Genomic DNA, 24,198 nt, shown 5'->3' with positions numbered 1-24,198 from the left:
ACACGCGTGTAATTCTCGTATTGATCGATTCGTTATAAGGAGGCTTCGCGATGTGGAGCATCTTCGGTGACGGACCCCTCGAGTGGTCCGAGGACGCCGACGCGGCGCTGTATGCGCGCATTGACGGACCTCTTGCCTGGCAGCAGCACGCGCTGTGCGCCCAAACGGATCCCGAGGCCTTCTTCCCCGAAAAGGGCGGCTCGACGCGCGAGGCGAAGGCCGTGTGTCAGGCCTGCCAGGTTCGCGAGGAGTGCCTCGAGTATGCCCTCGCCAACGATGAGCGCTTCGGCATCTGGGGTGGCATGTCCGAACGCGAGAGGCGGCGCCTGCGCCGTATGGCCGGTTGAGCTCCCTTCAGCGCACGGTCGGAGCGATCCTCGTCACTCGGGGAGACTCACCGCTCATCCAATCCGTCCTGAGGGCCATCGACGAGCAGACGGTGGCGCCTCACTCCGTGACCGTCGTCGATGTCGCAGGACGGCACGTGACGCCATTTCCCGCGGAACGCCTTCCCGAGGGTGCTGACATCGTTCGCGTGGGGCGCGCACGCAACCTCGGCGACGCCATTCGCCGGGCGCAGTCCCAGGGCGGCGCCTTCGCCTCGCACCAGTGGTGGTGGATCCTCCACGACGACTGTGCGCCCGAGCCCGAGTGCCTCGGCGAACTCACCCGCGCGGCATCCGTCGGAAAGACCGTCGCGGCCGTCGGTGTCAAGCAGCTCAGCTGGGATGGGCGCCGACTCCTCGAGCTGGGAATCTTCGCCACCGCCAGCGCGCGCAGACTCGAACGCGTCGGCGAAGGCGACATCGACCAGGGCCAGCACGACGGCACCTGCGACGTTCTCGGGGTCGGCACTGCCGGGCTCCTCCTGCGCGCCGACGCTTACGAGGCCGTCGGCGGATTCGATCCCGCCCTCGGCCCCTTCGGAGACGGCCTCGACATGGGGCGCCGCCTCCACCTCGCGGGATACCGCGTGATCGTGGCCCCTCGGGCGCGCGTGCGCCACGCCCGCGCCTCGCTGCACGCGGCGGCCGACCCCGCGGGCGCCTCCGCGCTCACCGCGTCGGGATCCCCCGAGGGGTCGCGCGAATCGAGCGGCGATGCCTGCGATGAAGACGCCTCTTTCCGCAGGCGGCGCTACGCCCAGCTCTACAACTGGTGCAAGGCGGTGCCGCTCCTCGCGCTTCCGTTCCTCGCCCTGTGGCTCCTCGTGTGGACCCCCGCCCGCGCAATCGGACGGATCACGACCGGGCGAGCGGCCCTGGCTCTGCCGGAACTCGGAGCGCTCGCCTCCCTCATCGGCGCCACCCCGCGTCTCCTGCTCGGACGGGCGCGCGCCGCCAAGTCCCGCGTCGTTCCGCGTTCCTCCCTCCGCGCGCTCGAAGAGGCTCCCTCGGCGCTGCGCACCGAGCCCGCGCGAGCAGAGGAAGACGACAGCGGGGAGCGCATCGATCCCCTCGTCCTCGCTTCGATGTGGCGCTACAGGATCCGGTCGGCCTCGACTCTCGCCGCCGTGCTGATCGGCACGTCCCTCGTCGCGATCCTGCAGTGGTGGGGGGCGCACGCCGGACTCGTTGGGGGAGCGTGGGTCTCCCTGCCAACGTCCTGGACACAGCTGTGGAGTGCCGCCTGGTCCGGCTGGATCCCCGGCGGCGACGGCCACGCGGGTGGGGCCGATCCCATGACCATCCTCCTGGCCATCCTCAGCGCACCACTGGCACCGCTGGGCGTGACCCCCGGAGCGACGGCAACGTTCCTGCTCGTCGCCTCCTCGCCCATCGCCGCCCTGGCCGCATGGGTACCGACACGCTCTCTCACCGCCTCCCTGCGCATGCGCGCCCTGCTCACCCTCGCCTGGTCGTTCGCGCCCCCGCTCATGCTGAGCGGGACCCACGGCGTTCTCGCAGGAGGGCTCGCCCACGCCGCGATGCCGATCGCCGCAGCCTACTGCCTGCGTGCCCCCGCCCCGCTCCTCGTCGACGGTGCCGCGGGAGTGGTGGCGGCCCCGACTCGGCCCAGGGGAATCTCCGCGGGCTGCGCCTCGCTGGCCGTTCTTGTTCTCGCGTGCTGCGCCCCGTGGACCCTGGCCCTCGCGGCTACCGTGTTGGCACTGCGCTCCTGGCGCCGCCTCTTAGTCGCTCTCCCCGCGGCCGTCGTCCTCGCTCCCACGCTCGTCTCGATCCTCGCCCACCCCATCTCCTGGCCCGCTCTGACCTCCACCGCCGGGGGAGTGCACGCCTATACCCGCGCGCCCTCCTGGCTCGCACTGCTCGCGCTTCCCGCCGCCCCGGCATCCGCCCTCGAAGGCATCGCGCTCGCCCTCATCGGCGGGGCGGTACTCGTCGCCGCGATCGCGTCCCTTGCGATAACTCGCTCCCGCCCTGCCCTCACAGCCTCCTGCGGGGCCGCGCTCGCCGCCGCTATCGGCTGGTGCTTCTCCCACGTGGGTGTCGGCCTGCACGGTTCCCTCGTCGCTTCGGCGTGGACGTCGCCCTTCTTCTCCCTCTCCTTCCTCGCCCTCCTCGGCGTGGCGGCTCGTCTCGCCATCCCGTCCGGCACCCGCGGAGGGATGGAACGCGCGTGGGATGCCAGCCGTCCCCTGATTCTTCGAGCCAGCGCTGCCGTGGCGCTGCTCGCTCTCCTCGGCTCCGGCGGCGTCGCTGCGGCATCCGCGCTCCGCATGCGCGTCGACGCCTCGTCCCTCCCGACCTACGCCCTGTCCCAGCGCGAAACCGTCTCGGTCATGTCCTCGCCCATCGTCTCCGCCGTTGCGTCGCAGGCGCAGCGTCACCAGCGCGCCGGACGCATCCTCGTCCTCGACGGCGACCCGAATAGCGGCACCGTCAACGCGATGCTGTGGCGCGGAGCGGGCGTGAGCCTCACCGACTCTTCTCCCGCGTCCCGGGCCCGGAGCCTCGGGCAGGCGCGAGCGGGGGCCACCAGCGGGGTGCTCAGTGACCCTGCCACGGCCTCCCTCGCCCAGGCCGCCTACACGCTGGTCGTCTATCCCGACGATGCCACCGTGGAGCAGCTGGCCGCCCACGACGTGGACACCATCCTCGTCCCGCTCGGCGCGTCCGGAGCGACAGCCCTGGCGGACGGCCTCGACCGGGCCTCCGGACTGGAGAAGGTGGGGCAGACGACCTCTGGGACAGTCTGGCGCGTCCGCCCCGACGGTATCCCTCCCTCGCGGGTCAGGATCGACTCGGCGGGTGGCGGACACACCGTCGTGGGGTCCTCACAGCTCGCGGTCGACGGCGAGGTGAACGCGGCGGGCACGCTCATCCTGGCGGAACGGGCGGACCTCGGATGGCATGCCTCGGTCGACGGCGTTGAACTCGCGCCAACCGAGGCACCCGGAGGGTGGGCGCAGGCATTTGATATGCCCACTGCGGGAAGCCTGAGTGTCGCCTACCGCGCGTGGTGGATTCTCCCGTGGCGCATCGGAGTGGGCATCTGTCTCATCGTGGCCGCCGCCAGCGCCCTATCCGTGAGGAGGTCGCAATGATGGCATCCAGGATCCGTACCCTAACGTGCGGCGTCGGTGCCGGATGCGCCCTCGCACTCCTCGCATCGGCATCCCTGTGGGTCAGCCCCACCCCATCGGACGTGGCGGGCACGGCGCTCAGCGCCCATCCCTCCCAGATACGGCTCGCCTGCCCGGCCGGAATCGTGGACCCCTTCGACACGAGCAACGTGGCCGCCGCCACCGCCTGGACCTCCACATCGGCGGCGCCCGTGAGCCCCGCGCCGACACTGGTGACCGGAGAAGCTGGCGTCATCCCGTCCGCCCTGAGCATCGCCGGACAAGGAGGCGGTGAGCTGGCCGGACTCAGCGCGGTCGGCTGCGCCGCCCCCCGAACCTCCCAATGGATCGCCACCGGAGCAACCACCTCCGGAGCCGACATCGTCCTCCTCCTGTCCAATCCCGGCCCCACCGCCTCCGTTGTCAGCGTCGACGGCTTCGGCGCATCCGGACGCCTCAACACCGCGCCGCGGCAGGTCACCGTCCCGGCAGGCTCCACGGCCTCCGTCCTCCTCGCGGGCTGGTTCCCGGACGAGAGCGCCCTCGCCGTGCACGTGCAAGCCGATGGGGGAGGAGTCGCCGCGTGGGCGCAGGCGTCCCTCATGAACGGAGAGATCCCCCAGGGAACGACCCTCGCCTCGGCGAGCGTACCCGCCCCCAGCCACACCATCCTCGGGATCGACCCTCGCGGGACATCGCTGCTGCGCCTCGTCTCTCCATCCGGCGACGCTCGTGTGCGCGTGTGGGTCGCCGATTCCTCAGGCGTACACCCGCTGCCCGGAGGAGAGGCCACGGTCGCCGAGGGGACCACCCTCGACATGCCGCTCGACGGCGCCTCGAACGACTCCACTCCCATTGCTCTTCTCGTCACCGCCGATCAGGACGTGGTTGCCCACGCGACCACGATCACGCTCGGAGCGCCCTGGGCCGAGCGCGCGAGCGCCTGGATCATGCGGGCCAACGCCACGCCGACGACGTCACTGACGGAGGCTGCCATCCCCGGCCGCAAGCAGCTGCAGGACGCGGCAACGAGCGTCCTGTCCTCCGCCCCGATCCGCGACACCTCGCTCGCCACCGAGTCGGGAGTCACCGCCGTGCGCGCCCACCTGCTCCTCTACGTGCCCGCGCAGGCCACGGGAAGCGCGCCCCAACAGCAGAGCCCCGCCCCTCAGTCGGGTACTCCGACACCGACCCCCACCCCCGACATTTGGTCATCCCCCTCCCCGACGCAACCGCAGTCCGACCCCGCGCAGGACCCGCAGTCCTCCGGCACCTCGTCCTCCACCCCCGGGGCAGTCGCCGTGCGAGTGGGGGAGCGCACCGTCTACGTCGCGCCGGGGATCCCCACCCTCGTGGAGGCTCCCGACGCGGCGGGACGCATCCTCGCGCAGTCGCCCATCCACGCCGCCATCGTTGTGTCGGCGGACACGGCAGTCGGCACCATGAGCACCACGTGGAATGTCGGAACCGAGGGAATCAGCGCCGTCACGGGCGACATTCGGCTCACGAACTGAGGGGCTGCCTCACGCCAGCGCGTCGTCGATCTCATCCGGCGGCAGCGCCAGGATGTGGCTGATTCTCTCGACGAGAACCCGCCGGGTCGTGGCGGCAACCTCCTCGGCGGGACAACGCTGCACGATCGGCAGCCGATAGACCACGATCCGGTCCCGCAACGCGCGGCGCCGATCCGCGGGGAAGACCCGGGCGACGACCACGCTGTGTGACTCCCACGGCGCGGGATCCGACGGGGGCACATCCTCGACCGCAAACTCGATCGTCGCGACCTGGGGCCAGCGACGAATCAGGTCGGAAACCAGCTCTTTGACGAGCAGATCGAAGTCCTCGCGCCGCGTCCGCCACGCGGGCGTCCCCGGGAAAAAGAGGGGACCGCGCGGCCCGCGACCGTGACGGTTGCGGCTCGAGAGGTGACGGCGCGTAGACAACACCCCCTCAGAGTATGCCGAGCGTGCGCCGGAGCGCGCGATGCGGGCACAGAGTGTCGTACTCTTAGGGGCGTGATTGCCCAACGACACTGCTCCAAACCCGGCTGCTCAACGGCGGCCGTCGCAACTCTGACCTACGACTACAAGGACTCCACGGTCGTCGTCGGCCCGCTGTCCACCGTGGCCGACCCGAACTCCTACGACCTGTGCGACGAACACGCCCAGCACCTCACGGCGCCCCTCGGCTGGCAGGTCGTGCGCCTGGCCACCAACTTCGAGCCGGCTCCCCCTTCGGGCGACGACCTTGCCGCCCTCGTCGATGCCGTGCGTCGGGTCGCGCAGGAAGCCCAGGAAGCCCCCGACCCGAGCGCGCACACGCGCAGGGCAGAAGCCGGACCTTTCGGCGCGGCTCACTCCGTGGGCGCACCCGACACCTCCAGTCCCCTGGACCCGTCGAGCCCATACGCGCGTCGGCGTGCCCAGTTCACGGTTGTCAGCGGCACTGACGAGGCTGACGAGTAGGGCCTACAGGCCGAAACGAGGCTGCGTCGCCTCGTGGAAACGGGCCTTGCCCTTGGCTCGGCGCCGCGCCTCCCTCTCCCACTCCCGGTCGCGGCGCGCGACCATCACAGCGGCAATCACAATCTCGGGGTGCAGGCCCGAAGGCAGAGGAGTCTGGACGCGACGCGAGAGACGGTCGGCCAGCTGGAGCGCCACCTGAGAGCGCACCTCGGCGGTGAGGTGACGATTCGTGGTGAGGAACGCGCGAGCCTCGGCTGCGAGAGCTTCATCGAGCGGAAGGATCGTGGCCGTGCGCCCCCACTCCTCCAGCCCCGGCGGCATGACGAGCGGAGGATAGAACACGGACGGCCCCTGCGAGAGCACCATTGTTCCCGCCGCCATGTCCCCGAGGCGCTTGCCTTTCTTGCTCATCAAGACGGCAAAGAACGCGATGCCACCCATGGTGAGCCAGCACTCCAAGATGCCTGCAGACACGCGCACCGCGCTGTGACGCGCGGTGATTCGGCCGCCGTCGTCGCGGACAACCCTCAGGTTGAACGCCCACTTGCCCAGGGACTGCCCGCGGGTAGCCATCTCGACGGCCAGGGGGACGAAGAACATGCACGAGGCGAGAACACCGATCATGAAGACGCGGGCGAGGGACGACGAGCCGTGCCAGGTCCGCGCCGCGATCATGATGATGATAATGGCACCCCAGAAGTAGACGGTGCCATCGATGACGGCCGCAGCCAGACGTTCGGCAGGAGAGGCCGGAGTCACGTCCAGGACCACCGCCTCGCCGGTGCGAACGTAATCGTCTTGAATGAGGCTCGTTTGACTGCGTGGTGCGCTCATGTATGACACGCTAGTCCAATGGACATCGACGTGCTGCGGGTAAGCGGAAAAACAGAGTGGAAGAGACTCGACGAGCTCACGCGCACGAGAAACCTGAGCGGCGAGGACATCGACGAGCTGGACCGACTCTACAGGTCGGCAACCACCGACCTGGCGCGCGTGCGCACATCCAGCCCCGACCCCGACCTGATCGCGGACCTGTCCCGTACCCTGTCCGCGGCGCGTGGGCGCCTCGCCGGAACGGGCAGCCTGACCGGCGCTGCGATCGCTCGGTTCTTCCGTGTTTCCCTGCCTCTGACCCTGTATCAGATTCGGTGGGGGACCCTGGCGGTCGCGGCCGTTTTCGTCGTGCTTGGCGCCATCCAAGCCCACTACCTCATGACCACCCCCGACGCAATGAATGAGCTGGGAACACCCGAGCAGCTGCGCAACTACGCTCACACCTACTTCGTGGAGTACTACCACCAGGACACGCACGCCGAGTTTGGGCTCTCCGTGTGGGCCAATAACGCCTGGATTGCGTTGCAGGCCGTGGCCACGGGAATCACGGGCGTGTATCCCCTCATGATCCTGTGGCGCAACGCGACGGGGGTCGGCGACGCGGCGGGCATCGTCATCACCTACGGTGGGCCCTGGCACTTCTTCCGCTTCATCCTGCCCCACGGTCTGCCCGAACTCACGGCCGTGTTCATCTCGGTTGCCGCCGGCCTTCGGGTCTTCTGGGCTCTCCTCGTTCCCGGCGCGGCAACGCGCTTCCAGGCCGTCGGAGTTGCCGCCCGCTCGTCAATGACCGCAGCGGTTGGCTGCGCGATTCTCCTCGCAGGATCGGGCGTCCTGGAGGGCTTTGTGACGCCCTCGCAGCTTCCCGACGCCGTCAAGATCTCCCTGGGGGTCACCATGACGGCAGCCGTGTGGGCCTACACGCTGATCCTCGGCCGACGGGCACACGCCGCGGGGGAGAACGCGGACGTCGGAGTCGACTCCGGCTACTATCAGCCGGTCGCCGGCTGATCGAGCGGCGCGGGTGGCGGCTACAGGCGCCCGCTCTTCTTCAGCTCAATGTAACGGTCGGCGGTGCGCGCGGGTAACAGTCCGGCCGATGCGCGCACAGTGAGAGCCCCTGTCATTCGCACATCGGACGCGCCCGCGTCATCGGAGCGCTCCGCGAGAGCCGCCGACGCGGCCAGGAAGACCTCCTCGGCGTTGTCGCGGCCCTGCCGCGCGCGCAGCTCGTCGGGGTCGCTGGCCGAGGCCACCAGAACCGTGTGGCGCTCGCACAGGCGGGCCAAGGAATCGGTGAAGTCCGTGTCCATGCCCGCGGGTGGAATCTTCGTGATGACCACGACGAAGGCCGAGTGGTGAACCGTTTGCTCGATGGCGCCAACCGCCTGCGACCAGTCGGTAACGTCCAGGCGTGGGGAGATGTCCATGAAAGCGCGGGCGAGCGTCTCGATGACCTTCGCGCCGCGCACGCCCGAGACGCGCGCCCGCACCTGCGAGTCGAGCGCGAGCACGTGCACCTTGTCGCCCGCACGGTCGGCCAGAGCGGCCAGGAGGAGGGCGGTTTCGATGGAGGAATCCAAACGAGGGGCACGTCCCAGGGCGATGGAGTCAACCTCCTCGTGCTCGGGGGCGCCCAGGAGCGCTGAGGAGGCGCGTCCGCAATCGACGACGATGAGGACGTGACGGTCGCGTTCGGGGCGCCACTGGCGCACCATGAGCTCGGTTGAGCGAGCGGAGGCCCGCCAGTCGATGTCGCGGGGGTCGTCACCGATGACGTAGGCGCGCAGCGAGTCGAACTCGGTTCCCGCGCCTCGCAACGTGGTGGGAGTGGTCCCCTCGAGCTCGTGTAGGCGCGCGAGGCGCGAGGGCAGGAGGACCCTGGCCTTGAACTCCGGGAGCGCTGAGAGGCTCACCGGGGCCTCGAAGGATACCTGACGGGCTCCCAGGTGCAGTGGCCCCCATGAGCGGATGGTGATCATGTCGGCGTGGCGGGTTCCTCGCCTCGTGGGGGACAACGTCGTCGAGACCCGCTCGGAGTGCCCGGGGCGCAGCCGGATCCTGTGGCGGGAAGGGGCCGGGCGCAGCGACGGCGGCCAAGCGTCACGCACATCAAGGAGCATGTGGCGCTTGGTCGTGTTGGTCAGGCGCACGGTGGCCTCGGTGCTCTGGTCGGCGCGGATCGGCCCCGACACTTCGCGGCTGAGGCGCAGGGACCGCGGGGAGGGCGCTCCGAGTACGTCGAGGAGGCACACGGCGACGACGACGCCAAACCACGCCCACGCGAAGGCGCGCGAGGGGGCGAAGGCCAGGGGGACAAGCCCGAGCAAGACGAGGAGCGCGCTGCGCGCCGAGATAGCCACGGGTGCCTCAGCGAGGAACGGGGGTTGCGGCGAGCACCCCTGTGATGACGTCGACCGCCGTGACCCCTTCGAGGTTGGCCTCCGCGCGCAGGCCCAGGCGGTGCGCGAGCGTGACGGGAGCCATCGTCTTGACGTCGTCGGGGGTGACGAAGCCTCGTCCCTGGAGGAATGCCCATACGCGCGACGTGCGCAGCAGCGCGGTCGCGCCTCGGGGAGAAACGCCCAGGCGGACCGCGGGCGACATGCGAGTTGCTCGGCACAGGTCAACGAGGTACCCCACGACCGCGGGGGACACCTCGACGCGGGAGGCGGCCCGGTGGGCGGCGTGAATGTCGGCGGCCCCCGCCACGGCCTCGATTCCGGCCTCGGACAGCGACATGGGATTGAAACCGGCCTGGTGCCGGGCAATGATGTTGATCTCGGCGTCGCGATCGGGAAGGGGCAGCTCAAGCTTGACCAGGAAGCGGTCGAGCTGTGCCTCGGGCAGGGGATAGGTGCCTTCGTACTCAATGGGGTTCTGCGTGGCGATGACCATGAACGGATCGGGCAGCGGGCGCGTCAGGCCGCCGATGGATACCGTGTGTTCCTCCATGGACTCAAGCAGGGCGGACTGGGTTTTGGGGGGCGTGCGGTTGATTTCGTCGGCGAGCAGCAGGTTGGTGAACACGGGGCCCTCGCGGAAGACGAACTCCGAGCGTCCCGCGTCCCACACCATGGAGCCGGTGATGTCGGCGGGCATGAGGTCCGGAGTGAACTGGATGCGCGCCATGTCGACGTTGAGGGCGCGGGCCAGGGTGCGCACCAGCAGGGTCTTGGCGACGCCGGGAACACCCTCGAGGAGGGCGTGCCCCTGGGCGACGAGCGCGACGATCAATCCCGAGATCGCCGCCTCCTGGCCGACCACAGCCTTGCCGATCTCAGCCTTCAGTGCGAGGAGCGCCTCCTGCGTGCGCATCTCGTCCTGGTCCAGTGAACGCCCTGTCCATCCTTCGCCCGTGGGGGCCGCGAACGAGGCAGGAGAGGCCTGGGGAGCGCCCCCGGCTTGGAGGGGAGCGGCCTGGGGCGCGTAGGAGTTGGGAGGCGCCATCGGCGCCGGGCCGGGTTGGGGGAGGCCTTCGGGCGCCGGGCCGGGCTGGGGGAGGCCTTCGGGCGCCGGGCCGGGAATCGGGTTAGTCATGACGGATCTCCTTCTCGAGAGAGTCGAGGTCGTTGGCGAGGCGGACGAGTTCAGCTTCGGAGGTGGGGGGCGGCCCCCATAGGAGCGCGGTCGAGCGGGAGGCGGGCAAGCCTTGCCGCTCGATTGCGCCGATGAGAGTCTCACGATCGCTCGTGTGCGCAACCCCCAGCGAGGTGGCGATTCGCGAGGCCGCGGCGCTGCGCAACGCTCTGGCGGCATGATCGTAGGCGCGCCGGGAACGCATCAGGCGAGCCTTGCCGATGAGGGTCTCGGATGCGGGAACCTCTACGGGAAGGCGCTCCGGAGTCAACGGTCCCAAGCGCCTGCCCCGTGCCGCGGCTGCCAGGAGGCCCGCGCCAATAACGATGAGGAAAGCGGGCGCGATGTAGGGGGACTGGGCGATGTTCTGATCCACGTCGGTCAGCTTGTCGGACTCCGTGGGCGAATACCACGCAACCTTTGGGGTCCGTCCGATCGCGTTGATGGCCAGGGCCGCGTTTCCCTCGTTCGTGATGCCACGGTTGCGCAGGCGTACGGAGTCGGGAATGAGTGCGCGGAAGCGTCCCGGCTCAAAGCGTTCGGCGTAGGCGTAGGAGCTGTCGTCGACGGGGAAACAGAGCTCCCACTGCGAGGACGTTCCGGAGACGACATAGTCCGAGGTTGTCAGGGAGTGCGCCTTCTGGGCAGCCTGTGAGGAACAATTGGCGCCGGTGGTGCGGGAGCTCTTCCACGTCCTGGTCGCTCGCAGACCGTCCATGTACGGGGCGAAGGAACCGTACGCCTCCTCCAAGCCGACATAGACGACGTTGGCGCGTGTTTCGAGCGCGGTGGCCACCTCGTTGCTCATGCGGGACGGAAAGATGACGACCAGCGTCGTGTTGTCGTCCACCGATGCGGCCTGGGAAACCGACACCTCGCGAACGGACACCCCGTGGTCGCGCAGGACCTGGGCCAGTGCTCGGGCACCGTCCGCGCCCTTGTTGCGGATCCCCACGGGCGCATCGTCGTATCCCCCTCGGGGAAACAGGGCGATGGCGACGAGGATGATCATCGTAAACGCGACGAGGAGAAGGCCGGGGCGTGCTGCCGACAAGCGCTCCCTGCTCGTCGGAGTGACGACGGCAACCTGTGTGGCTTTCATGACCGCTCCTTCGCCCGGGCGCAGGCTGGCAGTAGCTGGCGCGTGAAGGAACGCAATGCCTCGACCTGGTCCCGCGTCATCGAGGAGTGGCCGTAACGCACGGCGTCGAACTCTCGCGCGTGCTGTGCGAGCTCGGCCCCCATATCGGGGACGACTCGGGTCGCCGCGCGGGCAGCCTCATGGGCGGTCAGGCCGGGCGTGGATGAGACCACTTCGTGTTCGTCCAGGCCCAGGACCATGAGGCGATACGCCCACACGTACGCAAGGCTCCAATCCTGTGAGGCAACGGCTTGGTCGAATGCCTCCGTGGCCTCCGGAAGGCTTGCCTCCTCCTCAAACACCGTGCGCGAGGCCTTCCTCGCGAGGCGAATCGGGTTGAGAATGAGAGCGATGATGACTCCCGCGATTGCGATGATTGCGATGATCATCAGAATCAGCGAGATAGGCGGGGCGCCCTGCCCCTTCCAGCTCAGAGCCTCCGTGAACCAGCGAATGATCGCTTCGACGAAGCGCACGACGGGGCTGGGAGCCTCCGAGTACTCGACGCGGGAGAGCTCTTTGAGCAGCCAGTCGCGCGCCTCTTCCTCGTCAGGGGTGAGCGGGGCTTCGCAGGTAAGCACGGCGATCACTGTCGGTTACTTGCCTGGGCCAATACGCTCGCGAAGTTCTCCTTACGGATCCGCAGGTCGGAGTAGATGAGCGTCTCGTAGGTGGAGGTGATGGGGGTGGCCATGCCGGCGGCGAGGATCGTCAGCGCCGAGGAGATCGCGAGGACGAGCGGCGAGGATCCCACGCCTCCGCCCGTGGTGGTAAAGGCCAGGACCACGGTGATAGCACCGATGACCAAGCCGATGAGGCCGCCTATCGCGCCCGTCACCATCGAGATGAGGAGCATTCGTCCGAGCGTGGACCAGAAGGCTCCGTCGGTCAGAGCCCACGAACGCTTCAGAGACGTCACGGGACCCGCCTCCTCGAGAACGGCGCAGATCGGCGCGAACTGGAGTTTGATGTTCAGGAACACGATGAGGGCGAACACCGGCAGGAACAGGAGGGCCATTCCGCCCAACGCGGGAGCGAGGGAATCGGAGGCCGACAGCGAGTAGATGATCCCGATTGTCGCAATCAACCACAGCAGGATCGGCGCGGTCACGATCAAGCCGGTCAGGAAGAGCGTCCCGAGCAGGGAGCCGAGCCGAGGCATCGTCATCGACCACGCCTGTCCGACCGTGAGCTTGTTTCCGATCATCAGCTGCGAGACGGCCGCGGCCAGGACCCCCACGAGGATCGTCGTGCCCACGAATGTGGCCAGCATGCGCACGCCGCTGCCCCCGAGCATCGTCAGGAGCTGCAGGGCTTCGGCTCCGCTCCTGCTGGTTGCTGCCTGGGGATCGGAGAAGCCGGTCGTTGACTGAAGACCGAGGAAGGGCAGGTACGTCGTGACGGCACTAATCAGCGAGACGATGCTCATCACCGCGAAGGTAAAGCCGAAGAGCACGGTCGGGTTTGTGCGCAGCGCCTGGAAGGAGCCGCTCAAGAGGTCGGCGAGGCCGAGAGGACGCAGCGGGATAATGCCGGGTTTGGCAGCCCAACCCCACTGGTTGGTGGCGCTATAGCCCGAGGCGCCGGGCTGGGTGCCGTAACCGGGCTGACCGCCGTAACCGGGCTGGGCACCGTAACCGGGCTGACCGCCGTAACCGGGCTGGGCGCCATATCCTGGCTGAGCGCCCCCGGGAGCCCCCTGTGCTCCGGGTCCGCTCGCTCCGCCCGCCTGAGGAGTCCACCCCTGGTAGGGGTTGGATGGGTCGGGAGAAGTCCACGGGGAACTCATTGATGCCTCCGATAGGTGATATTGCTACTGCGTTAATCCTGCCATACGAGGCCAGCGCGCGAAACTTCGTTCCGGTGAGGAAAATCGCCGCGACCGCGCGAGTCGCCTGCGTCCGTGACGAATTCGTGACACTATCGTGACATGAGTTCGCGCATTCTCGTCGTCGACGATGACCTCGCCCTGGCTGAGATGATCGGCATCGTTCTCCAGAACGAGGGGTTCCGAGTCGTCTTCTGCGGCGACGGATCCCAGGCGTTGGCTCAGTTTCAGGAGCACCATCCCGACCTGGTCCTGTTGGACGTCATGCTTCCCGGAATGGACGGCTTCGACGTGTGCCGGGCCATCCGGCACGTCTCGGATGTGCCGATCGTTATGTTGACCGCTCGTTCCGATACCTCCGACGTCGTCACCGGTCTTGAGGCGGGAGCCGATGACTACGTCCCCAAGCCCTTCAAACCCAAGGAACTGGTTGCCCGCGTCCGTGCGCGGCTGCGCGGCAGAGACGACAACCAGGCCGACGAGGGCATCACCCTGCAGGACCTGTCGATCGACGTCGCAGGGCACGTCGTCCAGCGTGACGGCCACGTCATCGCGCTCACCCCCCTGGAGTTCGATCTCCTCGCCACCCTCGCGCGCGCGCCGTGGAAGGTCTTTTCCCGCGAGGAGCTTCTCGAGCAGGTGTGGGGCTACCGGCACGCCGCCGACACGAGGCTCGTCAACGTTCACGTCCAGCGCCTGCGCTCGAAGATCGAACGTGACCCCGAAAAGCCCGAGCTGGTCGTGACCGTTCGCGGGGTTGGGTACCGTGCCGGCGCCGGAGCGTAGCCGCTCTGTGTGGCGCCTCGCGCGCACGGTGACCGAGTCGCGGGTGTGGAGGCTGCTCTCCTCCTCGCACCTCGCCCATCGCGTGCGCCATTCCCTCTCCGCCAGGCTCGCCCTGGCGATCACCCTCGCCGCGCTCGCCATTCTCCTCATCTTCGGTGTCATCGTCGCCTCCCAGCTGCGCTCCTCGATGTTCGACACGCGCAAGGACGCGATCCTCGCGGACGCCTCCCTGCGTTTCTCCTCCGCGCAGTCTGCCTTCTCCTCCTCGACCGCCACCTCCCCGGACCAGGTCCAGGAGTCCGCGCGCAGCGCGCTGGCGTCGATCAAATCCTCGGCTGCGGGAGCCGGAGCGACCAACGTCGCCCTCCTGCGCTCGGATGGATCCGCGGCCTCGCTGCGCATCAACCAGATCGAGGACGAGCAGATGCGCGCCCTCGTGTCCCCGCAGATGCGGGCCGCCGTGGCGGGGGGAGACGCCCAGTGGCAGTCGGTTGCCATCCGCTCCGCCTCCGGCAAGCAAGACCCGGGGATCCTGGTGGGAACGCAGGTGCAGCTGCCCCGCGCGGGAACACATGAGCTCTACATCCTCTACTCGCTCTCCGCCGACCAGGCCCAGGTCGATGTCGTCCTGCGGGTCCTGGCCTTCTCTGCGCTTCCGATTGTCGTCGCCCTGCCCATCGGCGTGTTCGCGCTCCTCCACAGGCTTCTCCTCCCCGTGCGTCTGACCGCGCAGGCGGCGACGAAAGCCTCGGAAGGAGACCTCGATGTGCGCGTGGAGGTTCGCGGCGACGACGAGATGGCGGGCCTGGGCAGAGCCTTCAACGCCATGACCTCATCCCTTCAGGACACGATCGCCAGGTACGACGAACTCGCCAAGCTGCAGCAGCGATTCGTCTCCGATGTCTCCCACGAGCTGCGCACGCCCCTGACGACGATCCGCATGGCCGAGGATGTCGTGTGGGACAACCGCGATGACCTGCCGGCTCACGCGCGTCGTTCAGCCGAACTCCTCCACGACCAAACCGAGCGCATGGAGCAGATGCTCGCTGACCTGCTGGAGATCTCTCGCTACGATGCCGCCAGCGCCCTGCTGGACGCGGAAGAACGAGATCTTCGGCCCATCGTCGCGCGCGTCGTCGCGGGCTGCGCCGACCTCGCCCGCCGTCAGGGCGTGAGAGTGGAGACCTTGGCACCCACCCGCGCCTCTGCCGAGATTGACGAGCGCCGCATCGAGCGAGTCATTCGAAACCTCGTCGTCAACGCCATCGAGCACGCCGACGGCTCAACGGTGACGATCACCGTGGCGGCAAGCGCCACCGACGTCGCCTGTCGCGTGCGCGACCGCGGCGTGGGGATGACCCCGCAGGTTGTCGCACACGTCTTCGACCGCTTCTACCGGGCTGACACTGCCAGGGCGCGAACCACCGGCGGAACGGGCCTCGGTCTCGCGATCGCCACCGAGGACGTCGAGATACACGGCGGACGCCTCCAGGCGTGGGGAGAACCGGGACGCGGGGCCTCCTTCCTGATGACTCTTCCCAGGCACGCCGGAGACGAGATCGCCAGCCGACCCCTTGCCCTGTGGGAGGAAGAATGAGAAGAAGACCCGCCCTCCTTCTTGCCGTGTGCCTGGTGCTCGCGGGCTGTGCGTCGCTTCCCACCTCCTCAGCCCCCGCGCCCTTCGATGTGCCCGCCCGCGATGGTGCTGGCGTCCAATTCTCCGCAGAAGGACCGGCTGACGGCTCCGATGCCGAGACCCTCGTCGGTGATTTTCTCCTGGCGTGCGCGGCCGGCCCCCAGGACGATTACGCCACGGCCAGGCTCTTTCTCACCTCCGCCTCGGCGCGTGCGTGGCAGCCCGACACAGAGATCCTCGTCTACGACACGGATACCGCCCCTGCTATCAGCGTGGGAGCGGAGGCCAACTCCTCGGTTGACGTGACCGTGTCCGTCCTGGGGGTGGCGAGCATCGACGCCTCGGGGGTTCTCACGCGGGTCGAAGTAGGAGCCGTGTCCCGTTCCTTCTCCCTCGTTCGAGAAAACGGCCAGTGGCGCATCAACGCCCCCGACAACCTCGTCCTCATGAGCAGGGCGGCCTTCACGGCCCTCTATTCGCTCGTCAACCTCTACTTCCCGACCACCGAGGGCACCGACCTGGTGGCGGACCCGCGCTGGTTTCCCTCGCGGCGCCTGGCATCGCACCTGTTGGCGGGCCTGGTGGCCGGACCCCGGCAGTCCCTCACCGCGGTTGCCTCCAATGCGATCCCCGCCGGGACGACCCTGCCATCCCACGGGGTTGAGGTCGCCGACGGCGTGGCTCGCGTTGAGCTGAACGCCGTCATGCCCGCGAGCGAGGGCGCGAAGGCTCGCCTGTCGTGGGAGCTGACGCGCACGCTGACTCAGGCGGGGGATGTCTCTCAGGTCGGTGTGACGCTCTCGGGGGAAACCCTCGAGGCGCACGGGGTCCCGCCCGCACCCCCCTACTCCCTCGACACGCTCGTTGGCGCGGGTCCGCAGGGCGTGGGAATCGTCTCGGATTCGGGGGTCAGGAGCCTGAGCGGTGCAACGGATGCAACGAATCCGACGGCCTCGCCCGTGGACTCCGCGCTCGTCGCGTGGAGCGGTACGGACGGCGTCTACGCCCAGCGCGGTGACAACACCGTCGCCTTCCTGCCCGGGCAGGCCCCACTCGGCCCCTCCGTCGACCGCTACGGGTGGGTGTGGGGCCCGGCCTCGGCATCCTCGGTGAGCGTCGGCGGAGACTCCGAGGGCGCTTTCGGCGTCGGCGTCGAAGCGGAGAGCGCGGGAGACATACACGCGGTGCGGATCTCGCCGGACGGCGTACGCGCCCTGATCATCCGTGGAAGTGACGCCAGCGCGTGGGTGGGGGTCGTTGAACGAGGAGCAGGCGGGCGCCCCCAGGCGGTGCATTCCCTCGAGAGGATCACCGTTGAGCGCGCAGCGGTCATCGACGCCTCATGGACGACGTCGACGGGGGTGGCGCTGGTGCTGCGCGAGTCCGGGAGCGAGGAGGATCACCTGGTGACGATGCCGCTGGGAGGGCTTCCCTCCTCCGTGTCCCTGCCGATTCGCGTCTCCTCCATGAGCGCGGGATCGTCCTCCGCCTCCGTCGTCATCACGGGAGTGGATTCGGGGGGTGAGCGCCAGGTCCTGGTTCGGTCGGGCGCCCTGTGGCAGAGCGCCCCGCAGGGCCTGACATCCGCCCGGTTCGCGGGGTGAGGCATGCGTGCCCCGCGTGCTGCCCGCGACCTCGTTCGGGAACTCGTGGGCGCGCTCCTGCCCGTGCAATGCGCCGGGTGTCTCGCGTGGGATCAGGTGCTGTGCCCGTCGTGCCGCGCGCTTGCGCGTCGCCCCCCGATGAACGCCGACGTCGAGGGGCACCGTGGCCCCCTCCCCGGGGTGTTCCTCGGCGACTACGGTGGGGCGCTGCGGCGGATCGTTCTGAGCGCGAAGCACTCAGCGAGAACGGACCTGGGGGAGTTCCTGGACGATGCGGGAGAAAACCTGGGGGTGCGCGCGTGCGAGGTGCTGGGCATCGGCAAGGCACGCGAGTGGGATGCCGCGCGTGAGTCGCGGCCCTTGAGCCGCGTTCCCCGCACCGAGGTGTGGGTCGTGCCCGCACCCTCGTCGTGGAAGCGCCGCATGCGCGGTCGACAGGTTGCCCTGCCGATCGCCATCGCCGTTGCTCGCGGTATCGCGTCGAGTGCGCGTCCGGGCACACGCGTCGCGGTCGTCAATGCCGTTCGTCTGCGCCTCGGGGCAGGCTCTCAATCTGGAAAGGCCGGGGCGCAGCGCGTCGTGGGGCGCATGGGCGCGATGAGGGCACTCGCCGTTCCGCGCGCATCCATTCGCGTGGTCGCCGTCGACGACGTGGTGACCACGGGCGCCACGATCCGTGAGATGGAGCGAGTCTTGGGCGCGCTCGACGTCGTCGCCGCCCTGTGTCGCGCGGGCGCTTCCTCATGACGCAGGTCACGGCATGAGGTATAGTGTGGATACAGACTTTCGATAGCGTGGGCTGCGCGGACGCCGTTCACGCCATGTGCGGGAGGTGATAGCTCAGAGCACGGTTCGGGCAGTGAGCACCGAGCAATCCCCACCTGCGGGCAAGGGAGCCCGCCGCACACCATGGAGGAAACACATGGATATCACCGTCGTTGCACGTAACGCCGAGATTCACCCGAATTTCCGGGCATACGTGGAGGAGAAGGTTTCGAAGATCACTCAGTTCTACCCCCGCGCCCAGCGCGTGGATGTCGAGCTGACTCACGAACGCAACCCTCGCCAGGCCGACACCGCCGAGCGCATCGAGCTGACCGTTTTCGGCAAAGGTCCGATCATTCGCGCCGAAGCGAAGTCCGCGGACCGCTACGCCGCGGTCGACATCGCCGCCGGCAAGCTCTACGAGCGCCTGCGTCGCCTACGTGACCGCGTGAAGGACCACCGGCGCCGCTACCCGCGTGACCTGGCCGAAACCGAGATCCTCGATGCAGCGCCGACCGCCGTCCCGGAGGCCGCACCCGAACCCGAGGCTCCCAAGCCGCTGCGCAGCGCGGAGGACCTCAAAGTCGGCGAGGCGCGTGAGGAGCAGTGGGGCGACACCCCGATCATCGTCCGCCAGAAGGTACACGAGGCCCCGCCGATGAGCGTGGACGAGGCCCTCGACCAGATGATGATGGTCGGCCACCCCTTCTTCCTCTTCGTCGATAGGGACACGAATCAGCCCTGCGTCGTCTACCACCGCCACGGGTGGACGTATGGCGTGCTTCGTTTGAACACGACGATCTGACGGTTCATGAGTGCGCGCGGCGCCCCGGGCGGCAGGCCCGGGGCGCCGCGCGTGCGCTCTGAGCGTTAAATGCGTCCATGTTTGCGCGGGCGTTTTCACTTTGGGCGGTTAGTTCGTAAACTGATGGGTGGATTTGACTGTCCGCTCACAAGGGGGCGGGCGCACGACGTCAGGAGCTTTTCGTGTCGATTATTGACAAGATCCTTCGCGCGGGCGAAGGCCGGATGCTGCGCAAGCTGGATCGGCTGGCCTCGCAGGTGGACGCCATGCAGGAGGACTTCGAGGCACTGACGGACGAGGAGCTGCAGGCCAAAACACAGGAGTTCAAGGATCGCCTGGAGGAGGGGGAAACCCTGGACGACCTCCTGGTCGAGGCCTTCGCGACCGTGCGCGAGGCGTCGTGGCGCATTCTGCGCATGCGCCCCTTCCACGTCCAGGTGATGGGCGGCATCGCCCTGCATCAGGGCAAGATCGCGGAGATGAAGACCGGCGAGGGGAAGACGCTGGTGGCCACGATGCCCTCCTACCTGCGTGCGCTCACCGGCAAGGGCGTCCACGTGGTGACGGTGAACGACTACCTGGCCAAGTACCAGTCCGACCTGATGAGTCGTGTCTACAACTTCCTTGGCCTGACCTGCGGGTGTGTCCTCGTGGGGCAGACCCCGGCGCAGCGCCGCGAGATGTACGCGTGCGACATCACCTACGGCACCAACAACGAGTTTGGCTTCGACTACCTGCGCGACAACATGGCTCAGGTCCCCGAGGACATGGTGCAGCGCGGCCACGCCTTCGTGATCGTCGATGAGGTCGACTCCATCCTCATCGACGAGGCCCGTACCCCCCTCATTATTTCCGGCCCCGCGGACGGGGACCTGAACCGCTGGTACGTCGAGTTTGCCCGCATCGCGCGCCTTCTCACGCGCGACGAGGACTACGAGGTCGACGAGAAGAAGAAGACCGTCGGCATCTTGGAGCCGGGCATCGACAAGGTCGAGGACCAGCTGGGCGTGGAAAACCTGTACGAGGCGGCGAACACCCCGCTGATCGGCTTCCTCAACAACGCGATCCGCGCCAAGGAGCTCTTCTTCAAGGACCGCGACTACATCGTGGACGGCGGCGAGGTCCTCATCGTCGATGAGCACACGGGGCGTGTCCTGCCGGGCCGACGCTACAACGACGGCATGCACCAGGCGATCGAAGCGAAGGAAGGCGTCGAGATCAAGGCGGAGAACCAGACCCTGGCCACGATTACGCTGCAGAACTACTTCCGTCTGTACCCGGAGGGGTCCCGTGCGGGCATGACGGGTACCGCCGAGACCGAGGCGGCCGAATTCGCCTCGACCTACAAGATCGACGTCATCCCGATCCCCACGAACAAGCCGATGATCCGCAAGGACCAGCCCGACCTTGTCTACCCGACGGAGGCCGGCAAACTGAACGCGATCATCGAGGACGTCGCCAAGCGCCACGAGGCCGGCCAGCCGGTCCTGATCGGTACCGCGTCGGTGGAGAAGTCCGAACTTCTGTCCCAGATGCTGAAGAAGAAGCATATTCCCCACCAGGTCCTCAACGCCAAGCAGCATGCCCGAGAGGCGGCCGTGGTCGCCATGGCCGGGCGCAAGGGAGCGGTCACGGTCGCCACCAACATGGCGGGCCGAGGAACCGACATCATGCTGGGAGGAAACTCCGAGTTCCTCGCTCAGGCAAACCTCGAGGCGGAGGGACTCGACCCGAAGGAGAACGCCGAGGAGTACCGGGAGGCGTGGCCCAAGGCGCTCCAGGCCGCGGAGGAAGCGGTTGAGGCGGAGCGCGAGGAGGTCCGCGAGCTCGGCGGACTGTACGTGCTGGGATCCGAGAGGCACGAGTCGAGGCGCATCGACAACCAGCTGCGCGGTCGTAGCGGACGTCAGGGTGACCCCGGCGAGTCCCGCTTCTACCTGTCCATGGAGGACGACCTGATGCGCCTGTTCAACTCGGGCATGGCTCAGCGCATCATGGCCTCGGGCGCCTACCCGGAGGACATGCCCCTGGAGAACCGCATGGTGTCGCGGTCGATCGCGTCGGCGCAGCACCAGGTCGAAGCACGCAACTTCGAGATCCGCAAGAACGTCCTGAAGTACGACGATGTGATGACGGGTCAGCGCGAGACGATCTACGGGGAGCGCCGCAAGGTCCTGGAGGGCGAGGACATGGCCCCCCAGCTGCGCTCGTTCATGGAGTCGCTTGTCACCGGTCTGGTCGACGAGGCCATTGCGGACAAGCCGGTTGACGAGTGGGATCTGCCGGCCCTGTGGGAGAATCTGCGCGGCTATTACCCGCCGTCGGTGTCGATCGAGGAAGTCCAGGAAGAGCACGGCGGAGCGTCCTCGCTGGTTCGCGATGACCTGGTCAACGAGCTGATCGGAGACATTCACGCGGTGTACGCCGACACCGAGGATCGCCTGAATGCCAATCCCTTGGCGCAGGCCCAGCTGGGGGATGAACCCATGCGCGCCCTCGAGCGCCGCGTCGTCATCTCCGTGGTGGACCGTCTCTGGCGTGAGCACCTGTACGAGATGGACTACCTGAAGGAAGGCATCGGCCTGCGTGCGATGGGCCAGCGCGACCCGCTCGTCGAGTACAAGGACGAGGGTGCGCAGATGTTCCAGGCGATGGTGGAGCGCATCCGTGAGGAATCGGTCCAGCAGGTCTTCAGCTTCGCCAAGCAATTCGAACGCGCGCTGGCCTCCGCCGAGGAGCAGGCTGGCGGGTCGATCGCCCATGCGACACTCGCCCCCTCTGAGGCCGCGGCCAGCGAGCCCAGCGGCGAAGAGGTCGCCGCACTCGATTCTGCCGCCGCCGAGGCGGCGCGCGAGGCCGTCGCTCACGCCCGCTCCGTCATGGGCAACGTGGGCCGGGAGAAGGCGCCGACTCGCGTGACCTACTCGTCCGCCGAGGGGAGCGACTCCTCCGCTGGCGCGCCGAAGGGTAATCGCGCCGAGCGTCGGGCCGCCAAGAAGCGTCGCCGCCGCTAAACGTTGTCACGGGAGTGAGGGGATCTGACGCGATCCCCTCACTCCCGTCAGTGCACCCATTCCTGTCCGGTGAGGTGGTCGGATGGGGTCCTATGCGAGCTCGAGAGCGGTCGTCATCCAGCGGCCCCGGTATTCTTCGAGTCGCAGAGCCAGCGCGTAGGTGCGGGAGGCGGTGGCCACGATCACGGCCACCTCCGTTCGCCTGTCGTCAATGGGACAGGTGCGAACGTGGACGGGGTTGGTGCCGCGCGCGCACGGGCTCAGGCGAACGGCGACGAGGGCGGCGTAGATCTCGGGCAGGAGCCAGCGGCGAAGCTGCTGCGCCTGCCTCGCGCCCGTGACGACCTCGACGATGGCGCGCGCGAGGGTGGCCGCCCAGGCGCCCGGATCCGGCAGCTCGGCGCGGAGGCCAAGGGGATCGCGGACCTGCTCCGATACGTCTCGCACGGTGGCGGGCAGGCACGAGTCGCGCCCAAAACGGAAGGGCGAGACGGGAGTGGGACGGGAGGGGGATGGGCCGGTGACGGGGCGACGCGACGGTTGCCGGGTCGTCCGTGGCCGGGGAGCGATCTGCGTGCTCATGGCAAGTCCTGGGGGATGGTGAGGCGTTGGCCGGGGTAAATGAGTGAGGGGTCTGCTATGCTCGCCGCGTTCTCGGCGTGGATCGCGTGCCATGCCTCGGTGATGCGAGCATCGTCTGCGCCCGGGCTCAACGCGGAGGCAATCGACCAGAGGGAGTCTCCCGGCGCGACCGTGACCTGAGTCGCAGCGTTGGGGGAGGGGGCGGCGGGTGCCCCGTGGTCGCCGCCCGTGGACTCCGCTGGCGAGGGCGTGGCGCCGTCGGCGGCGCCCGGCGCGTCGGCCCACGTCAGCGAGACGCCGGTCGCTGTCTCAAGCGGCGTCGCGAGGGCGGCGAAGGGAGCGACGGCCACGAGGGAGGATCCGATGAGTGCGCTGGCCCCCGCCCTGGCCAGCAGCGAACGCGACAGTCCCGTGCCGAAGCGTCGAACGAGCGAATGCGCCGCCCGGCGCAGGGCGGGCGGGGCGATACGCAGGAGTGCGAGGTGGGCGCACGCCGAACACGCCAGGCTCCACGCCAGGAGGGCGAGCGCTCCGAGCCCGAGGACCCAGATCGCGAGCGCCTCGGGTTGCGCCCGGGAGAGTGGGGGAGCGAGGTGAATCAGGTAGAGGGCGTCGAGAATGGCAAGCGGCGCACCGACGAGCCACAGGAACGCGTCGCTGAGCTGCGGCTGGCTGAATCGATGGGGTGAATCGTGTGTCATGGTGAACTCTTCATCGAGTGGACGGATTCGATAGGACAACTATGACCGATGCAACTGTCAATGTCAATCCATTACAGTTTGTATCTCTTAATGTGATATGGCCCGGTCGCGGTGGTGAGTGTGGCATCGTAGGAACATGGACATGTCAGGATTCCTTGCCGAACTCGAAGCGCGATTCGACGAGGCTCGCGAGCGCGAACTCGAGGACCTTATCGACGAGCTCACCGATGCTGAACGAGCCTCGGTCACCCTGTCGGCGAGGCTTGCCGGATCCGATGGTTCCGTCACCCTCATGCTGCGCGGAGGCGGCGTCGTTACCGGAACGATCCTCGACTCGACGCGGACGTGGATTCTGGTCCGCGGTGGCGAGGGGGACAGCCTCGTGATGCATGCGGCCATCGTCGGTGCGTGGCCGCTCGGGCGCAGCGCGGTCCGCGAAGGGGGCGTGCGCGCGGGCGTGGGCGTCGGGCACGTCCTGCGCGAACTTGGGGCGTGCGGAGTCGGCGTCGTCATCGAGTCCGACGCCGGGGACCATCGGGGGGTGATTGACGCGGTCTTTGCCGACCACGTTGATCTGATCCTCGATGGGGGGTCGCTCAGCGATGACGGGCGCGACGACCATCGCGAGGTGGTCATCTCGCTGGCGCTCGCGGGGCTTCGTCGACTCCGTGTTCTTGGCCAGCGCTGGTCGTGCGACTAGTGGGCGCGTTCGGCCTTCTGGCGCTCGCGCGTGGCCACGTACTGGTCCTGGATGAACTGCTCCAGGACGGACTCTTCGATCCTCCATACGTGCTTGCCGCCCACCTGGATTGCGGGCAGTTCGCCGGAGGAAACGAGGGCGCGGGTGGCTGACATGGTGAGATTCAGGGTCTCGGCGACGTCAGCGAGAGTGAGGAATCGTGTTGCCATGACAACATGATATCAGTTGGCCT

General features: G+C 68.3%; 22 protein-coding genes. 12 read left to right on the top strand and 10 right to left on the bottom strand.

Annotation, left to right across the window (positions count from 1 at the left end; all coding sequences use genetic code 11):
- The first annotated feature begins 50 nt into the window (after positions 1-50).
- From HMPREF9006_RS03840 to HMPREF9006_RS03830, 3 genes are read left to right on the top strand one after another with little or no spacing between them, the layout of a single operon-like run.
- Entirely contained in the window at positions 51-347 is a 297-nt protein-coding gene (locus HMPREF9006_RS03840) for a WhiB family transcriptional regulator (protein WP_009212229.1), read from the top strand.
- Positions 344-3,508: a glycosyltransferase gene (locus HMPREF9006_RS03835; protein WP_009212228.1), complete on the top strand. Its 3,165-nt coding sequence runs from the start codon at positions 344-346 to the stop codon at positions 3,506-3,508. Before HMPREF9006_RS03840 ends, HMPREF9006_RS03835 begins: the two co-directional genes overlap by 4 nt.
- Positions 3,505-5,040, top strand: a complete 1,536-nt coding sequence (locus HMPREF9006_RS03830) for a DUF5719 family protein (protein ID WP_009212227.1) — start codon at positions 3,505-3,507, stop codon at positions 5,038-5,040. Before HMPREF9006_RS03835 ends, HMPREF9006_RS03830 begins: the two co-directional genes overlap by 4 nt.
- Positions 5,041-5,049: 9 nt before the next feature.
- On the opposite strand, the gene HMPREF9006_RS03825 is transcribed toward HMPREF9006_RS03830, so the two are convergent.
- Entirely contained in the window at positions 5,050-5,472 is a 423-nt protein-coding gene (locus HMPREF9006_RS03825) for a metallopeptidase family protein (protein WP_009212226.1), read from the bottom strand.
- Between the two features lie 69 nt (positions 5,473-5,541).
- On the opposite strand from HMPREF9006_RS03825, the gene HMPREF9006_RS03820 reads away from it, so the two are divergent.
- Positions 5,542-5,991 carry a DUF3499 domain-containing protein gene (locus HMPREF9006_RS03820; RefSeq protein WP_009212225.1) on the top strand — a complete coding sequence of 150 codons (450 nt, stop codon included), beginning with the start codon at positions 5,542-5,544 and terminating at the stop codon, positions 5,989-5,991.
- Positions 5,992-5,994: 3 nt separating this feature from the next.
- Here HMPREF9006_RS03820 and HMPREF9006_RS03815 read toward each other — a convergent pair whose 3' ends face one another.
- Positions 5,995-6,825 carry an RDD family protein gene (locus tag HMPREF9006_RS03815; RefSeq protein WP_009212224.1) on the bottom strand — a complete coding sequence of 277 codons (831 nt, stop codon included), beginning with the start codon at positions 6,823-6,825 and terminating at the stop codon, positions 5,995-5,997.
- 18 nt (positions 6,826-6,843) lie between these two features.
- Here HMPREF9006_RS03815 and HMPREF9006_RS03810 point away from each other — a divergent pair, with 18 nt between their 5' ends.
- Positions 6,844-7,836 carry a stage II sporulation protein M gene (locus tag HMPREF9006_RS03810; protein ID WP_009212223.1) on the top strand — a complete coding sequence of 331 codons (993 nt, stop codon included), beginning with the start codon at positions 6,844-6,846 and terminating at the stop codon, positions 7,834-7,836.
- 20 nt (positions 7,837-7,856) lie between these two features.
- Here the strand turns inward: HMPREF9006_RS03810 and HMPREF9006_RS03805 are convergent, their stop codons facing one another.
- The 5 genes from HMPREF9006_RS03805 to HMPREF9006_RS03785 are packed head-to-tail and all read right to left on the bottom strand — an operon-like array spanning position 7,857 to position 13,334.
- Entirely contained in the window at positions 7,857-9,188 is a 1,332-nt protein-coding gene (locus HMPREF9006_RS03805; protein WP_009212222.1) for a DUF58 domain-containing protein, read from the bottom strand.
- A 7-nt stretch (positions 9,189-9,195) separates the two neighbouring features.
- On the bottom strand, positions 9,196-10,365 hold the full coding sequence (locus tag HMPREF9006_RS03800; protein ID WP_083806940.1) for an AAA family ATPase: 1,170 nt from the start codon (positions 10,363-10,365) through the stop codon (positions 9,196-9,198).
- Positions 10,358-11,506, bottom strand: coding sequence for a DUF4350 domain-containing protein (locus tag HMPREF9006_RS03795; protein WP_009212220.1), 1,149 nt, complete (start codon positions 11,504-11,506; stop codon positions 10,358-10,360). The genes HMPREF9006_RS03800 and HMPREF9006_RS03795 overlap by 8 nt, the downstream gene beginning before the upstream one ends.
- Positions 11,503-12,135, bottom strand: a complete 633-nt coding sequence (locus tag HMPREF9006_RS03790) for a DUF4129 domain-containing protein (protein ID WP_009212219.1) — start codon at positions 12,133-12,135, stop codon at positions 11,503-11,505. The genes HMPREF9006_RS03795 and HMPREF9006_RS03790 overlap by 4 nt, the downstream gene beginning before the upstream one ends.
- On the bottom strand, positions 12,132-13,334 hold the full coding sequence (locus HMPREF9006_RS03785; RefSeq protein ID WP_009212218.1) for a membrane protein: 1,203 nt from the start codon (positions 13,332-13,334) through the stop codon (positions 12,132-12,134). The genes HMPREF9006_RS03790 and HMPREF9006_RS03785 overlap by 4 nt, the downstream gene beginning before the upstream one ends.
- A 141-nt stretch (positions 13,335-13,475) precedes the next feature.
- Here HMPREF9006_RS03785 and mtrA point away from each other — a divergent pair, with 141 nt between their 5' ends.
- The 6 genes from mtrA to secA all read left to right on the top strand — a co-directional run bounded on the left by mtrA (position 13,476) and on the right by secA (position 21,983).
- On the top strand, positions 13,476-14,159 hold the full coding sequence (gene mtrA, locus HMPREF9006_RS03780; RefSeq protein ID WP_009212217.1) for an MtrAB system response regulator MtrA: 684 nt from the start codon (positions 13,476-13,478) through the stop codon (positions 14,157-14,159).
- 7 nt (positions 14,160-14,166) lie between these two features.
- The gene (gene mtrB, locus HMPREF9006_RS03775) at positions 14,167-15,756 is read left to right on the top strand and encodes an MtrAB system histidine kinase MtrB (RefSeq protein ID WP_232209820.1); all 1,590 of its coding nucleotides are present in this window, start codon (positions 14,167-14,169) and stop codon (positions 15,754-15,756) included.
- Positions 15,753-17,399: an LpqB family beta-propeller domain-containing protein gene (locus HMPREF9006_RS03770; protein WP_009212215.1), complete on the top strand. Its 1,647-nt coding sequence runs from the start codon at positions 15,753-15,755 to the stop codon at positions 17,397-17,399. Before mtrB ends, HMPREF9006_RS03770 begins: the two co-directional genes overlap by 4 nt.
- A gap of 3 nt (positions 17,400-17,402) precedes the next feature.
- Positions 17,403-18,146 carry a ComF family protein gene (locus HMPREF9006_RS03765; RefSeq protein ID WP_009212214.1) on the top strand — a complete coding sequence of 248 codons (744 nt, stop codon included), beginning with the start codon at positions 17,403-17,405 and terminating at the stop codon, positions 18,144-18,146.
- A 175-nt stretch (positions 18,147-18,321) separates the two neighbouring features.
- Positions 18,322-18,969, top strand: coding sequence for a ribosome hibernation-promoting factor, HPF/YfiA family (gene hpf / locus HMPREF9006_RS03760; protein ID WP_009212213.1), 648 nt, complete (start codon positions 18,322-18,324; stop codon positions 18,967-18,969).
- 182 nt (positions 18,970-19,151) lie between these two features.
- Positions 19,152-21,983 carry a preprotein translocase subunit SecA gene (gene secA, locus HMPREF9006_RS03755; RefSeq protein ID WP_009212212.1) on the top strand — a complete coding sequence of 944 codons (2,832 nt, stop codon included), beginning with the start codon at positions 19,152-19,154 and terminating at the stop codon, positions 21,981-21,983.
- A 90-nt stretch (positions 21,984-22,073) separates the two neighbouring features.
- On the opposite strand, the gene HMPREF9006_RS10705 is transcribed toward secA, so the two are convergent.
- Both HMPREF9006_RS10705 and HMPREF9006_RS03745 read right to left on the bottom strand, forming a co-directional pair.
- Positions 22,074-22,565, bottom strand: a complete 492-nt coding sequence (locus HMPREF9006_RS10705; protein WP_193389670.1) for an Rv3235 family protein — start codon at positions 22,563-22,565, stop codon at positions 22,074-22,076.
- Entirely contained in the window at positions 22,562-23,266 is a 705-nt protein-coding gene (locus tag HMPREF9006_RS03745) for a LysM peptidoglycan-binding domain-containing protein (RefSeq protein ID WP_009212210.1), read from the bottom strand. The genes HMPREF9006_RS10705 and HMPREF9006_RS03745 overlap by 4 nt, the downstream gene beginning before the upstream one ends.
- Before the next feature lie 136 nt (positions 23,267-23,402).
- On the opposite strand from HMPREF9006_RS03745, the gene HMPREF9006_RS03740 reads away from it, so the two are divergent.
- Positions 23,403-23,966, top strand: coding sequence for a hypothetical protein (locus tag HMPREF9006_RS03740; protein WP_009212209.1), 564 nt, complete (start codon positions 23,403-23,405; stop codon positions 23,964-23,966).
- Here the strand turns inward: HMPREF9006_RS03740 and HMPREF9006_RS03735 are convergent.
- A complete protein-coding gene (locus HMPREF9006_RS03735; protein ID WP_009212208.1) occupies positions 23,963-24,175 on the bottom strand; it encodes a helix-turn-helix domain-containing protein in 213 nt (70 codons plus the stop codon). The two genes, HMPREF9006_RS03740 and HMPREF9006_RS03735, sit on opposite strands and share 4 nt — an antisense overlap.
- Between the last annotated feature and the right edge of the window lie 23 nt (positions 24,176-24,198).

Origin of the sequence: Actinomyces sp. oral taxon 180 str. F0310, assembly GCF_000185285.1 — a bacterium.
Classification (GTDB): Bacteria; Actinomycetota; Actinomycetes; order Actinomycetales; family Actinomycetaceae; genus Pauljensenia.
This window is presented reverse-complemented; position numbering and strand designations above follow the sequence as displayed.